The sequence below is a fragment of the Methanosaeta sp. UBA458 genome (assembly GCF_002496085.1).
Classification (GTDB): Archaea; Halobacteriota; Methanosarcinia; order Methanotrichales; family Methanotrichaceae; genus Methanothrix; species Methanothrix soehngenii.
Genome location: NZ_DAIK01000056.1, coordinates 1,785 through 14,253, shown reverse-complemented (window position 1 = coordinate 14,253; position 12,469 = coordinate 1,785). Strand labels below are relative to the sequence as shown.

At 49.2% G+C, this 12,469-nt stretch carries 16 protein-coding genes and 1 pseudogene; 10 read left to right on the top strand and 7 right to left on the bottom strand.

Annotated elements, in window-relative coordinates; genetic code table 11:
- From BP822_RS03855 to BP822_RS03835, 5 genes and pseudogenes are all read right to left on the bottom strand, one after another.
- Nucleotides 1–183 (bottom strand): annotated as a pseudogene (locus BP822_RS03855) (hypothetical protein); the annotation flags it as partial.
- A gap of 57 nt (nucleotides 184–240) precedes the next feature.
- The gene (locus BP822_RS03850) at nucleotides 241–474 is read right to left on the bottom strand and encodes a hypothetical protein (protein ID WP_013718671.1); all 234 of its coding nucleotides are present in this window, start codon (nucleotides 472–474) and stop codon (nucleotides 241–243) included.
- An 85-nt stretch (nucleotides 475–559) separates the two neighbouring features.
- A complete protein-coding gene (locus BP822_RS03845; RefSeq protein ID WP_013718672.1) occupies nucleotides 560–1,468 on the bottom strand; it encodes a DUF2156 domain-containing protein in 909 nt (302 codons plus the stop codon).
- On the bottom strand, nucleotides 1,462–1,917 hold the full coding sequence (locus BP822_RS03840; protein WP_013718673.1) for a GNAT family N-acetyltransferase: 456 nt from the start codon (nucleotides 1,915–1,917) through the stop codon (nucleotides 1,462–1,464). Before BP822_RS03840 ends, BP822_RS03845 begins: the two co-directional genes overlap by 7 nt.
- Before the next feature lie 136 nt (nucleotides 1,918–2,053).
- Complete coding sequence (locus tag BP822_RS03835) at nucleotides 2,054–4,330, bottom strand: CDC48 family AAA ATPase (protein WP_013718674.1); 2,277 nt, start codon at nucleotides 4,328–4,330, stop codon at nucleotides 2,054–2,056.
- A 215-nt stretch (nucleotides 4,331–4,545) separates the two neighbouring features.
- Between BP822_RS03835 and BP822_RS12935 the strand changes: the two genes are divergently transcribed.
- Nucleotides 4,546–4,710, top strand: a complete 165-nt coding sequence (locus BP822_RS12935; protein ID WP_394339407.1) for an NAD-dependent epimerase/dehydratase family protein — start codon at nucleotides 4,546–4,548, stop codon at nucleotides 4,708–4,710.
- A 298-nt stretch (nucleotides 4,711–5,008) separates the two neighbouring features.
- Here the strand turns inward: BP822_RS12935 and BP822_RS03830 are convergent, their stop codons facing one another.
- On the bottom strand, nucleotides 5,009–5,566 hold the full coding sequence (locus BP822_RS03830) for an acylphosphatase (protein ID WP_286877768.1): 558 nt from the start codon (nucleotides 5,564–5,566) through the stop codon (nucleotides 5,009–5,011).
- Nucleotides 5,567–5,729: 163 nt separating this feature from the next.
- Complete coding sequence (locus BP822_RS03825; RefSeq protein WP_013718678.1) at nucleotides 5,730–6,044, bottom strand: hypothetical protein; 315 nt, start codon at nucleotides 6,042–6,044, stop codon at nucleotides 5,730–5,732.
- Between the two features lie 508 nt (nucleotides 6,045–6,552).
- On the opposite strand from BP822_RS03825, the gene BP822_RS03820 reads away from it, so the two are divergent.
- The 9 genes from BP822_RS03820 to BP822_RS03790 all read left to right on the top strand — a co-directional run bounded on the left by BP822_RS03820 (nucleotide 6,553) and on the right by BP822_RS03790 (nucleotide 12,372).
- Nucleotides 6,553–6,690, top strand: coding sequence for a hypothetical protein (locus tag BP822_RS03820; protein WP_286877767.1), 138 nt, complete (start codon nucleotides 6,553–6,555; stop codon nucleotides 6,688–6,690).
- Between the two features lie 40 nt (nucleotides 6,691–6,730).
- A complete protein-coding gene (locus BP822_RS03815) occupies nucleotides 6,731–7,117 on the top strand; it encodes an acylphosphatase (protein ID WP_013718681.1) in 387 nt (128 codons plus the stop codon).
- A gap of 553 nt (nucleotides 7,118–7,670) precedes the next feature.
- Entirely contained in the window at nucleotides 7,671–8,585 is a 915-nt protein-coding gene (locus tag BP822_RS03810; RefSeq protein ID WP_013718683.1) for a class I SAM-dependent methyltransferase, read from the top strand.
- A 710-nt stretch (nucleotides 8,586–9,295) separates the two neighbouring features.
- Entirely contained in the window at nucleotides 9,296–9,943 is a 648-nt protein-coding gene (locus BP822_RS03805) for an acylphosphatase (protein ID WP_013718685.1), read from the top strand.
- A gap of 257 nt (nucleotides 9,944–10,200) precedes the next feature.
- Nucleotides 10,201–10,290, top strand: coding sequence for a DUF3368 domain-containing protein (locus BP822_RS12875; RefSeq protein ID WP_342766598.1), 90 nt, complete (start codon nucleotides 10,201–10,203; stop codon nucleotides 10,288–10,290).
- 379 nt (nucleotides 10,291–10,669) lie between these two features.
- A complete protein-coding gene (locus BP822_RS12930; protein WP_353845218.1) occupies nucleotides 10,670–10,879 on the top strand; it encodes a winged helix-turn-helix domain-containing protein in 210 nt (69 codons plus the stop codon).
- A gap of 33 nt (nucleotides 10,880–10,912) precedes the next feature.
- Entirely contained in the window at nucleotides 10,913–11,098 is a 186-nt protein-coding gene (locus BP822_RS03800; RefSeq protein WP_013718686.1) for an antitoxin family protein, read from the top strand.
- Nucleotides 11,099–11,137: 39 nt separating this feature from the next.
- Nucleotides 11,138–11,599, top strand: coding sequence for a type II toxin-antitoxin system VapC family toxin (locus BP822_RS03795; protein WP_286877766.1), 462 nt, complete (start codon nucleotides 11,138–11,140; stop codon nucleotides 11,597–11,599).
- A 494-nt stretch (nucleotides 11,600–12,093) separates the two neighbouring features.
- Nucleotides 12,094–12,372: a hypothetical protein gene (locus BP822_RS03790; RefSeq protein WP_286877765.1), complete on the top strand. Its 279-nt coding sequence runs from the start codon at nucleotides 12,094–12,096 to the stop codon at nucleotides 12,370–12,372.
- Nucleotides 12,373–12,469: the final 97 nt, after the last annotated feature.

The following is a 12,469-nucleotide window of genomic DNA, read 5'->3' as shown; positions in this document are numbered from 1 at the left end:
GCCCTCCTCGCCCTTGAGTTCCTCGGCTGCCGTATCTGCCAGGAGCTTTTTGGCTTCTGCTGCCAGCTCGTCCTTGACTTTGATGTAGATGCACATGCCATCTTTGTCCAGGCCCATGGCTTTGCAGTCCCTCACCGTGGGCCCCAGGCGCTTCCAGAACTCCTCGTCCAGCATCTTCTGCATATCTTTGCTTTTATCCATGGGATAAATATATACCAATTCCATCTCTTCCGGCTCCTCTTACAGATCCTTCAATGCCTTCTTCAGCATCTCTGTGCACTCGTCCATGAGCTCAGCTGCCCGGTTTATGTCCTGGGCGGCCAATTCACTCACCCTGGCAACCTGAGCCGCCCTCTCCCGAAAAGAGGTGCTATGGCTCTGGTTATGCTCTATCCAGTGCTCCAGGAGGTGCTCTACCTCATGGCGGTTCAGGTCGTGGCCCTTTGAATCATGGCTATGATCATGGCTGTGCATAATTAAATCAGCTCCAGACCCATGATGATCCTTTCCCTCATTTGAACCTTGCCTTCAGGCTCTGAAGAGCGGCAAATGAGTTTGGTCAGACCACCTTCTCCAGCTCTTCCCGGCCGAGCATATGCACCTGGACCATATGATGAGGATGATAGCGCATCTTCGCCTCCCGGATCCCCTCCACACCCATATCGCTCTCCCGGTTGATATAGGTGTATTTTTTGGCCAGGATTTTGGCCGTCTCGGCATTTATCGCCCGGTAGATTCCTTTGCAGTCAGGGAGCCCCTTCTCGAAGTGGACCAGCGCTGTATCCTCGTTTTGCCCCTCAAAGAGGGATATGGCCCCGATCTTTCCCTCCGAGCGGATGGCTATTCCCGACAGCTCAAGCTCCCGATAATGGGCCAGGGCAAAGCACAGGGCATCCTTCTCCGATGCCAGATCCGGGTTTGAATCGCAGTCCTTCCACTCGCACCACTGCTCTACGAAATCGTTTATCTCCTCGATATTATCTGTCCCCAACTCCTCGACCAGGGGACTGCAGGTCTTCATGAACTGGTTGAGCTGGCGCCTGATGGTCGAGTATCCCTTTCCAGGCAGATGGGCCAGATCATTCGCCAGATAGACATAATCAAAGTACATCCTCTCGGGCTGAAACTGCAGCTCCGGATAGATACCGCTTATCCATTCCAGCGTCTCCTGGTCCAGCACCACAAAGGGCCTCGTCTCATCGCTCTTCAGAGCGAGGGCCAGAACCTCATGGAGGAGATCCGGATTTCTTGGCCCGATGGGAGGACGGTAGCGGGTCTTGCCGGCAATGGTGCTGGAGAGGAGCACGCAGTCCTGGACAATAGCATACCGGTAGTTGGCGTAATAGTTCCAGCAGACCATGTTGGTGAAGGTGTTGTCGCTGTGCCTCTGAGGGAACCGGCGGTAGTGCTGGACGAAAAAGTCCCTGTCCGAGAGCGTCACCGGCTTGAAGTCGCAAGAGCTCAGCACCCTTGGCCCTCCCAATCCAGGAGCATGGGCACATGCCCAGGCATTTTGCGAAATCCAATTGAATCGTAAAAGTCCTCCTTTCCCGGCTCGGCGATCAGGCCCACCCAGGCGATTTTCCTGGCTCTGCACCCCTCTATAAGCTTCTCAATTATCATCCTGCCTAATCCCATATTCTGCCAGTCGGCTAAAACCACCAGATCCTGAATGTACCCATCTGAGACCCCATCGGAGATCACCCGGCCCATACCCACTGCCCTGCCACTCCTTCCGTCAACCGCCACTGCGAATAGAAAGCTTCCCTGAATCAGGTCATTGAGATGAGATGGGTCCATGTACTCCCTCCACCAGCCGCCGGCCCGGTACAGCTCCACTATGTCCTCTTCTTTCCAGCGGCTGACGAATTCGACCACTACACAATTGTTATTGTCTAAAAGGCTTTTGTCCGGCAATGAGTCTACCCCTAATATTAAAGGAAAATTGAAAAAGCCGAGGAAAGATGGGTGATTGAACCGAGTTTGTTATCCAATCCCCGCACTCTCCACTGCTATTCTTATGTCGGAAGTTCTCGACGCTCCGGTTTTTGCTTCAAGCGTATATATCAGCTCTCTCTACCTCTCTGGAGGCCTTCTTGCGCAGCTCCCTGGCCATTGATGAATAGTATTTCATCGTATCCGCAGTCACCGAGGGCCCAATCTCCTCTAAGGCGGCAAGGAAATGCTTCTGGCTGATCCTGGTGGCGGCCATATCCTCCCTGAGGGCCAGGCGCCCGGCCTTTCTGACCAGGGAAGCGATGTCTGCGCCCGTATACTGATCAGTCTGCTCGAGCAGCTCCTCGACGTCGATATCATCTGCCAGGGGCGACTTTTTCAGATGGACCTGGAAGATCTTGCGCCGGGACTCGCGGTCCGGCACGGGCACCAGTATCAGCTCATCGAACCTTCCCGGCCTGAGAAGAGCAGGATCGATGATATCCGGCCGGTTGGTCGCTCCGATCACCACCACTCCGTGCAGCTCCTCCAGGCCGTCTATCTCGCTTAGCAGCTGGTTGACTATCCTCTCGGTGACATGGGGCTCGCCCATCGCTCCCCCTCTGACGGGGACCAAGGCATCCAGCTCGTCTAAGAATATGATGGAAGGAGCAACCTGCCTCGCCTTCCTGAATATCTCTTCTACTCTCTTCTCGCTCTCTCCGTACCACTTGGACAGCAGTGCGCTCCCTTTGACGGTTATGAAGTTCGCCTCGCTCTCATTGGCCACCGCTTTTGCCAGCATGGTCTTTCCCGTGCCCGGCGGGCCGTAGAGCAGGATTCCCTTGGGGGCATCAATGCCCAGGCGCTGGAAGCTTTCCGCATTGCGCAGCGGCCATTCAACTGCTTCCACCATCAGATCCTTGACCCTCTCCAGGCCACCTATGTCCTCCCAGCTCACATTGGGGACCTCCACCAGGATCTCTCTCATCGCCGAGGGCTGAATCTCCCGCAGGGCGGCCTCGAAGTCGCTCTTCTGCACTATGAGCCGGTCCAAGATCTCCTTGGGAATGGTGGGCTCGTCCAGATCGATCTGTGGCAGGATACGCCGCAGGGCGTTCATCGCCGCCTCACGGCTGACCGCAGCGATGTCCGCTCCCACGAAGCCGTAGGTCTCTATTGCATAGTCCTCCAGGACCACGTCCTCGTGCAGGGGCATGCCCCGGGTATGGATCTGGAAGATCTCCAGCCTTCCTTCCATATCCGGAACGCCCAGCTCGATCTCCCGGTCGAACCTTCCCGGCCGGCGCAGTGCCATGTCCAGGGCCTCGGGACGGTTGGTTGAGCCGATGACTATGACGTTCTTCCTCTCCTTCAGCCCGTCCATGAGAGATAAGAGCTGAGCTACCACCCTCCGTTCCACCTCTCCAGTGACATCTCCTCTCTTGGGGGCGATGGAGTCCAGCTCGTCTAAGAAGATGATGGCGGGAGTGTTCTTCTCCGCCTCCTCGAACAGGTCTCTGAGGGCTTTCTCGCTCTCCCCATAGTACTTGGACATGATCTCCGGGCCGTTGATGCTTATGAAGTAGGCGTCGCTCTCATTGGCCACTGCCTTGGCCAGCATGGTCTTTCCCGTGCCGGGCGGGCCGTGCAGCAGCACTCCTTTGGGCGGATCGATGCCCAGGCGGTCGAAGAGCTCTGGATGCTTCAGCGGAAGCTCAATCATCTCCCGGACCTTGGTTATCACCGGCTTGAGGCCGCCGACGTCCTCGTAGACCACTGAGGGCACAGAGCGTTCAGGCGTCTCCACCGCCTGGGGCAGGAGCTCTATGTCCGTCCCCTCGGTGATCTTGACGATTCCGCCCGGGCTGGTGGAGACCACCCGGAGCTTGATCTCCCCCAGGCCAAAGGCCTGAGCACCAAGAAAGCCCCGGAAGATCTCCTCGAACATGGTCTCCCTGCCCATGGAATCGGTGGGGGGCTTTCTCACGCTGGTGGTGGAGATGACATCGCCTCTTAATAGCGGTCGGCCGTTGAAGACCTTGGTGAGGACATCGCCCGGGGCGAAGATCTGCATGCCCTGGGTGACGGGGGCCAGCGTTACATGCTTGGCCTCTTCCCAGGTCGCCCTCTTGACCTCTACATACTGACCGATGCTTGTTCCGGCATTGGATCGAATTAGACCGTCCATTCTGATCATGTCGATGCCCTGGTCCTGGGTGTAGGCGCTCACGGCCAGAGCAGCTGTGGGTCGCGATCCGATTATCTCCACTACATCCAGGGGACGGATGCCGATTCGTTCCATGAACTCGTCGCCCATCCTGACAATGCCCTTTCCTACATCGCCCTGATTGGCCTCAGATGCCTTCAGCCTAACGGTTTCTCCTTCGGTCATTTCTCTTATGCACCTGCTTATCTGATCAGTATTGGGGTTTCTATTTTTTAAGTAGTTTGCTATCTTGAGTTAGAGTCCATATTGGCTGGCAATCCTCTCTCTTATTCCAGGGAGATGAACATAATAGTTGGAGCCTATTTGCAGAAATCTCTTATTCCAGAGGTCTGTAAATGATCTCCTGGCCTCCAATGCGGCCAATATCGATGGCGCCTTGAATAATCCTTTTCGCAGCCAGGGATTGCGGGGCTAAAAAGTTGGTGTACGCATCATCTTCCGCCGTTTACGGAGATGAGCCTGCGCGGGCCCAAGCGCAAGGACCTGATGCCCGATCCACTGTATCCTTATGCTGCGGGCAAGATCACAGGCGAATATTATGCTAGGGTCTCTCTGGGCTCTATGGATTAAGGACGGTATGCCTGCGATTTTTTAGTGTTTATGGGCCCAGGCAGGATCCGGCTTCAGAGTATTCGGCTGTCGATTCCCATTTTCATCTTCGTGGGACTTGGATTGGGTTGATGTACGAGAAGCCAAGGCCGGGGGAAATCCAGGATTCTCTAGCGGATATATCCGCGGCAAGAAATGAACTTGGATACGAGCCCGGAATACAGGCCTTATATCAGGGTTAAAGGAGACTGTGGTTGGTTTAGGGGATGACAGAGAAAAGAAGCATAATTCAAATCAGGACATGCCCAGACGCTCTTTTATCGCCCGGATATCGGCCTGCACCAGCCTGAATTGCGCTGCGTATCCCGGCTGGATATCCTCTCTCATGCCTTTGATTTCTTCATGAATCTGAGGTATTATGTCGGTGTTCTTCCTTACAACTTTCATATCGCCCTTCATCTCTTTTATATCGCCCTTCATCTCTTTCATATCACCCTTCATCTCTTTCAGATCATCCCTCATATCCAATAGCAGCGGGATAGCCTTGTTTAGCTGGATTGCGGTGCAAACCTGGGCATATTCTCCTGTCTTCATGACATTGCTATTGGTATCCTCAAATACGATGCTCGATACCAGGGAGTGCTCCGGCCTTTGGCTCTCTGCTAGCTTCTTGAAGCCTGCAATTGCTTCTTCATTGCCCTCGATCAGGGCCACTACCTGCTGTTCATTTCCCTTCATAGTATTGCGGGCGTTGAAACCATCCAGACCCTGGTCTATGGCACTGGTCATGAGAAAATATCTGTAGCCCACGTTGTGCACGTTTTCGCCGGTGATTGTGACTTTTAGCTTCATGCTATCCATAAACATATTGCTTGAACTATTTGGCAGTTTCGCTGATCTTCATAATTGCTTATATCTTTGTATTGTCTTCATGCGGTTGCTCTCGAATATCTCAACACTTTTCAGCTTTTATCATGAATGGGCATTCAACTGGGGGATGATTCAGAGATTAAGGCTAAAGCTGCGATTCATCCAATCCAATGCAACTGCAGGCAGAGCAGCCTTCGCATTCGCCATAGAGCAGTTGATCTTTCAGTGAGGCATATTCTGAATTGGTTATCGATCCGGAATTGAGCAAATATCTATAATGCTGCAGCTTTTGGACCTTTTCGTTAATCTCCCTCAAATACTCCGGGTTATCCAAATCGCCCAGCTTTCTGGGAAGCAAAAAGCGTCTATTGCTTGAACTCCATAGCTCTGGTTCGATGATTCTGATGGTTCTCAGAAGGGTAGCAAGATCAGCACCTAAGTTATCTGCAATTATTCTCATGATTTTTCTGCCCCCAAATTTCAGGTAAGTATCGTTGATCCCAATTAAAAACCTTTCCCCGTCTGGATGATTGATCCAAGGCGAGATAGCTGCAAGAAAATGGTGATTAGTTGATTAATTCTTTCCAAAAAATCGAAAAAATAAATGGATAATGACTATTAAGAAAATTTCATACTCGTCGACAGCTATGCATTCATGTTCTGACAAGAAATAATATTTAATTTTCTCTTTTATAATGCGAAAAGATATTGAATAAAGGATTGAGCGAAGACTGGTTTGTTCGCATAGCTGCTCTTTAGGCCTCTGTGGTTCCGTCCGTTAGTTTGCAGCCCCGGCACCGTGCACTGCAACCGCAAAACCACACAGAAGCAGAGGACAAAAAAAGCGGAATTAAACCACAAAGAACACAAAGATCACAAAGGACGCGCAAAGCCCGGTCTTTTTGACCTCCAATTCATGATACCGATTTGATGACATATCAATAAGAATCAAAAAAAGATATCAATTAATGAAAGCACTGGTCAGGGGAGGAACGGGAGTCATCGGCTCCAATTTAGTATGGGCGCTGGTTGGCCGGGCAGCGGATGCATTCGCAGCGCTGCGGGAGGAGGGACGCAGATCGCAATGTGCGCGGCGATATAGCTAAATATATACCAAACATCTAGAACATAGAGGACGATTCAACAATGATCCGGCTGGCGGCTTTCTTATCGGGCAGAGTGCCGGGGGTCGGATACAGGGTTAAAGCAATCACTCTTGCCGATGAGATGGATCCGGCCGGCATTATCCAGGACCGCCTTGATAAGAGTGTTGGTAGTGTCCTGGTGATTGCTGAGGGAAAGAAGAAGGACGAATCTGAGTGGTTCACCTCAGCAATTGCAGTCAAGAACGCACTCATCCATGCGGATAATGTCGATGCCCAATACTCTCAGGGATCAGGACAACACTCAGCTTTCCGGAAGATTGCAGGTCCAAAAGAGGTCAGAGAGCGTCTTCCTGATGGCGTCGAGATAGTCAACTACCGCTTCCTGAAGGGCGCGGCTTGCCTCTACGCAAAAAGTCGCGAGGCGTAAGGGTGGCTGACTCTTCATGCTGACTACACTGTGGCACATATTCGCGTGCTGGCACCCCAGGTACGGGAGGAGAGGTTCATTTGTCATCTTATCACCTAGATCGGTTGCCCGATCTCATATGCCTCCGATACCGTGTCCCTGTATTTGCTTGTACGAGTCAGTTAAGCTGTTGTCTGTTCCTCGTCAAAACGAGGGGAAGTGCCCAACCATGACCTCACTGAGGATAGCTTCGAAAACCTTAATACCACCGCAAAGAATGGATTCGGGAACCTGGGCGGCAAGATGGACCAGACGCCAAACAGGCAGGAAGAGACCAATAGAGAAAGGACTAATCTGATGAATATGATGACACCCCATATCCAACGGAGATCTCGCCAACTAGGCACAGAGCTTACAGAGACGTGATTGGGAGCATTTCTCACCGAAATGGCCTTAGCGATTAAACATGATGTCGAGCAGGACGGATAGCGGTATATAAGAGAACGCATGCATAGTGTGCCCAAAAGAGAAAACAAGCGAAGTGACAGCGAACCATGCAGGGTGTATACATAAAATGAGCAAAGCCAATAAAATATATAATCATGCTTTGAACCTATCAAGAAGGAAGGCCTTCTTATTTTTTCAAAAAATGGGACTTCATTTGACACCAAACCATTTCTACATCCCGATTCCTGACACGAGAAAGTTGAAAATGGATTTATGGAAAGAACCGTCGGACCTCAATGGTATTGATATCAACGAGGAGGAACAAATTAAGCTTCTCGCGATGTTTTCCTCGAAATTTAAAGATGAATATGAAAAGATTCCCAGAGATAAAACATCGATTCCTCATCAATACTATTTAAATAATGGTGCTTTTGAATCGGTAGATGCTGAAATCTTGTATTGCATGATTCGACATTTTAAGCCCAGAAAGGTATTCGAGATAGGATCAGGATATTCAACCCTATTGGCCGCTCAAGCGGTTTTAAAAAATGAGGAAGAGGGTTATGATAATTGTGAGCTGATCGCCTTTGAACCTTATCCGAATGATACCCTGAAGTCTGGCTTTCATGGACTTTCAAAGCTTGTTACTGCAAAAATTCAGGACGTTCCGTCGTGCAGGTTTAATGAACTAAATAAGAATGATATACTGTTTATCGACTCAAGCCATGTATTGATGATTGGAAGCGATGTCCAGTACGAATATCTCAATATAATGCCAAAACTTAAAAAAGGGGTTTTGGTTCATATTCATGATATATTCTTGCCCGCGGAATATCCCAAAGAATGGATATTAGAGGACTTCAGATTCTGGAATGAGCAATATTTATTACAGGCATTTCTAATTTATAATCAGGCTTTTGAAGTATTATGGATGGGAAACTACATGAACCTTATGCATTCTAATGAATTGGAGGCGGCTTTTAGTTCTTATAAGAAGGGGAAAATTTCTCCGGGGAGTTTTTGGATGAGAAAGAAAATATGAGAGACTCTTTGCTGTTTCCGATTATTTATTCACGTAAACCGCCAGGATTGATTTTTCGACTACGATTATGAACCACAGAGGCACAGAGTTCACAGAGACGCTCAGCCTTCCTTTCCATACAACCTAAGAAAGCCCACCCAATTGCTTCCGGGATAGTCGTCTCCGTTCGTTCGTCCTCCGTGCGCTCTCTTGACTCTGTGGTTTTATTCCCGTTAAACCCCCCTGGATTCCACCATCGCTCTACGATTCCCACACAGAGTCATAGAGCCGAGCAATTCCCTCCTTTTTCTCCTGATACCATTCGTCCTGCGTATGCTCGTGGTTGATTCCTGCAGATCGCCATGGCAATAATCGATCGAAATCTTTTTAAATCTTTGTAATGATCATACTCTCTCAAAAGGCAAATAATATTAAAATGAATTGCATAGTTCTCTGGGAGCTATTCTCGGCCATCATCTGAATTGAGGTTGTGATAAGAGGGGATGGCCAGATAGCTCGGGCTTTTGAAGATTACAGATCGAGCTCCCTGAAAAAGCTAAAAATCTCTGTGTCTCTGTTCCTCTGTGGTTCCGTCTGTCGGTTTGCAGCCAGCACTGTGCAGTGCAACCACGAAACCGCAGAGGACCCAAAAAAAACGAAATTGAAAGAGAAAGGACTGACTTGATGAGTCTGGTGTACAACCCATGGCCAAAGGACCCTGCGAGGTTGATATGATTCGCGTGGAGATCATTGCTGGGGGAGACGTCCAGAGGGTTGGATTCCGGGATGCCGTCTGGAAGATCGCCCGCAACCTGGGGCTCTCCGGCACCGTCCAAAACCTGGAGCCATACGACGTAAGCATCGTGGCCGAAGGAGAGGAGGATGCCTTAAAGGAGTTTTTGAAGGCCATAAATATCCAGGATGGGCCAATCAGAGTACAGAAGCTGAAGGTAAATTGGTCTGCCGCGACGGGCGAGTTTCTGTACTTTAAGATCTTGAGGGGAGACTGGCAGGAAGAGCTGGGCGAAAGGTTCGATGTTGCTGTCGGCCTGCTGCATAGAGGTATCGAGGTAGGCGAGCAGAACCTGATGGTTAGCAAAGAAAACCTAATGGTGAGCAAAGAGAATTTGTCCATCGGAAAGATGATGCTCGAAAAGCAAGATAAAATGCTTGAAAAACAGGATAAGATGATCGAAAAACAGGACGGGATGCTTGAGAAGCAAGACCGTACGATTGAGACGCAGGACGAGACCCTTGATGAGATTCGTGGCATGAGATCCGATCTGCATGAAAATGCGAACAAGCGGTTGGCTCGAATTGAAGATGATATCGTTGAGATCAAGAGGTCTATAAGGGAGCTCGGTGGAAGCTGCAACTAGAAGAGACGCAGAGACTCAATCTTTGTGCGCCCTCTCGACACTGAGGTTCTATTCCGCAACCAACAGTTTTTTATTTTTTCGGCTACGATTATTAACCACAGAGGCACAGAATTCACAGAGACGCTCCGCATTCCTTTCCATCCAACCTATGGCGTTGATTCATTTAGATTAATAGAAGAAGAGCTAAAGGCGGAGGCTGTCCTTGCCTGAAGTGGTCTTGCAGGACATCGCCACTCCAGTATCTTCATCAATTGGGAGTGCTTCTAGATGCCAAACGAGCCGGCCACATAATTGCAGTGAAGCCCTCTCTTGATAAGTTACAGGAATTGGGATTTCGCCTAGCGTGACGTAGAAATATAATATTACTGTTATATCACAGTCGGGCCCATGCATGTGGGTTCATCATATGCCCGGTGTGCGGTACGGTGAAACCACAGAGACGAGAGAGGCACAGAGGAGAAAAAACAAAATTGAACCACAAAGAACACAAAGCTCACAAAGAACCCCCAAAGGTTGCTTCGATTTCCTGATAACCAAGAATCTTCGGTGCGGTCTTTGTGCCATCACATGAAAGACTCATAAAGCATACTGGTTTTTCATGCTTTGTGTATAATCCCCTCCTGAGGATCATGGGCACTTTGTGGTTCAGTTAGCACGTCATCAGTAACTTAATATAAGTACCCCCAAAACCCATCCCTCATGTCGAACAAGCGCTATAAGGACTAAATTCTCACAAATATCTTACAAAAGTGTGCGGGGGGAGGGGCAAGCAAAACGCAGATTGTCCAGAAATCCTGCCTGAATTTTCGCATCGTCGTTCCGTACCTCGACCTCCTCACCAACCGCGGCCTGGTGGTGCGCGCAGAGGGCCAGAAGTTGCATAAGAGGCGGAGGATGGGCTGGCAGCGCGAGACAATGTCATGCGAAAGGCTTTAAGAACTACAAGGACGAATAACTAAAAGCGATTTTATGGGTATCAAGATCAGGGCAAGATACGAGGGTAATGCATTGAAGCCTTTCAAGGAAATAGGTTTAAAGGAAGGAGATGAAGTAGAGATCGTCGTAAAGAAAAGCGCAGTCGATGAATTTCACGGAATGATGAAAATACCAAAGAAACTGGCCGATGAGATCATTGAAATGGAGATGTGGGATTGATTTTATCTCAGGTCCCATTAAGCGAAAGAATCTTCATAGATGCGAAATATATTCCTTTACTCAGTTTTCGAGCATCCCGCTTACGGAAAGAGCTGCAGGGGATTCCTAAAGCATGTGGAGAACGATGAGATAAAAGGTTTCACATCCGATCTGGTTTTGAATGAAGTATTTCATAAGCTCATGATTGCAGATATCGCCGAGATTGAGGGGATCGAGGCCAGAAATGTTGCTGGTTTGATAAAGAGGAGGCCAGACGTAATAGGAGAATTAAAACGACTTTGGGCTGAGATGGAGTTAATATCCAACTTTGGGATATCTGTCCTGAGCACAACAGCATATCCTGAATTTGTTAGGCTTTCCAAGGAATATATGCTAACCGCCGCGGATGCAGCCCATCTCGCGACAATGGAAGCAAATGGCATCATTAGCATGGCCAGCAATGATCGGGACTTCAAAAGGGTTCCATGGCTGAAATTATGGAGACCTGAGATTGTTAATTAGTGATAGCCCATGGCATAACTTGGTGCTAAGAGGAAAAGCAGAGATACAATGACTATCAATGATGAGAGATGTACGACTTGGATTGATTATTAATTTCAACGCGCGTCTGCTTGTGGAAGGGATAAGAAGACTTCTAAACGGTTAGGAAGATGGTTAATCAAAAAGCTACGATTATTAACCACAGAGGCACAGAGTTCACAGAGACGCTCAGAATTCCTTTCCATCCAACCTAAGAGAGCCTACCCAATTGCCTCCGGGATAGTCGTCTCCGTTCGTTCGTCCTCCCTCGCGCTCTCTCGACTCTGAGGTTCTATTCCGTAACTCAGATCTATCAGGATCCAAGGGCGAGCATCTCGGGATACAAGACAAGTCCGCATCAGACCCGCAGCATTTGCCAGCACTGCAGAACATGGTGAACTGGATCGGAAATTTATGAGTTTTGAATGAAAAGGTCTATAACTAAAAAGGCGATTAAAGTTTCATAGTGGTTAACGGTGGGCGAGATAAAAGTGGATGTACCCGAGGGTCTGCCTTTAAAAGATCTCCGGAAGAAGATCCTTGAGCTCATCAAAGAGGAAGAGGACAAGTTGATGTTGCTTGACAGGTCAAACAAGATGAAAGTGTTTAGCGACGAAATAATAGAAACAAAAGAACCGCTGCAAAAAGAGGAGCGAAAGAGAATCCTAGATAAGTATTATGGAAGCGTCAAGCTTGACAGAACTATAAGCATAGAGGAGATCCTGGATCTGGAGGAAGATACCTGTCGATACTGATCGACACTAATATCATCATCTCTTTCCTATTCCCAACAGATAAATCAGAGAGGGCCAGAGAGATCCTTGAAATGTCAAACGGTCCGATCATAACCAT

Coding starts and splice junctions, on each gene's coding strand:
- BP822_RS03850 (WP_013718671.1), bottom strand. CDS start 474: ATGCACAGCCATGATCATAGCCATGATTCAAAGGGCCACGACCTGAAC.
- BP822_RS03835 (WP_013718674.1), bottom strand. CDS start 4,330: ATGACCGAAGGAGAAACCGTTAGGCTGAAGGCATCTGAGGCCAATCAG.
- BP822_RS03830 (WP_286877768.1), bottom strand. CDS start 5,566: ATGAAGCTAAAAGTCACAATCACCGGCGAAAACGTGCACAACGTGGGC.
- BP822_RS03825 (WP_013718678.1), bottom strand. CDS start 6,044: ATGAGAATAATTGCAGATAACTTAGGTGCTGATCTTGCTACCCTTCTG.
- BP822_RS03820 (WP_286877767.1), top strand. CDS start 6,553: ATGAAAGCACTGGTCAGGGGAGGAACGGGAGTCATCGGCTCCAATTTA.
- BP822_RS03815 (WP_013718681.1), top strand. CDS start 6,731: ATGATCCGGCTGGCGGCTTTCTTATCGGGCAGAGTGCCGGGGGTCGGA.
- BP822_RS03810 (WP_013718683.1), top strand. CDS start 7,671: ATGAGCAAAGCCAATAAAATATATAATCATGCTTTGAACCTATCAAGA.
- BP822_RS03805 (WP_013718685.1), top strand. CDS start 9,296: ATGATTCGCGTGGAGATCATTGCTGGGGGAGACGTCCAGAGGGTTGGA.
- BP822_RS03800 (WP_013718686.1), top strand. CDS start 10,913: ATGGGTATCAAGATCAGGGCAAGATACGAGGGTAATGCATTGAAGCCT.
- BP822_RS03795 (WP_286877766.1), top strand. CDS start 11,138: ATGCGAAATATATTCCTTTACTCAGTTTTCGAGCATCCCGCTTACGGA.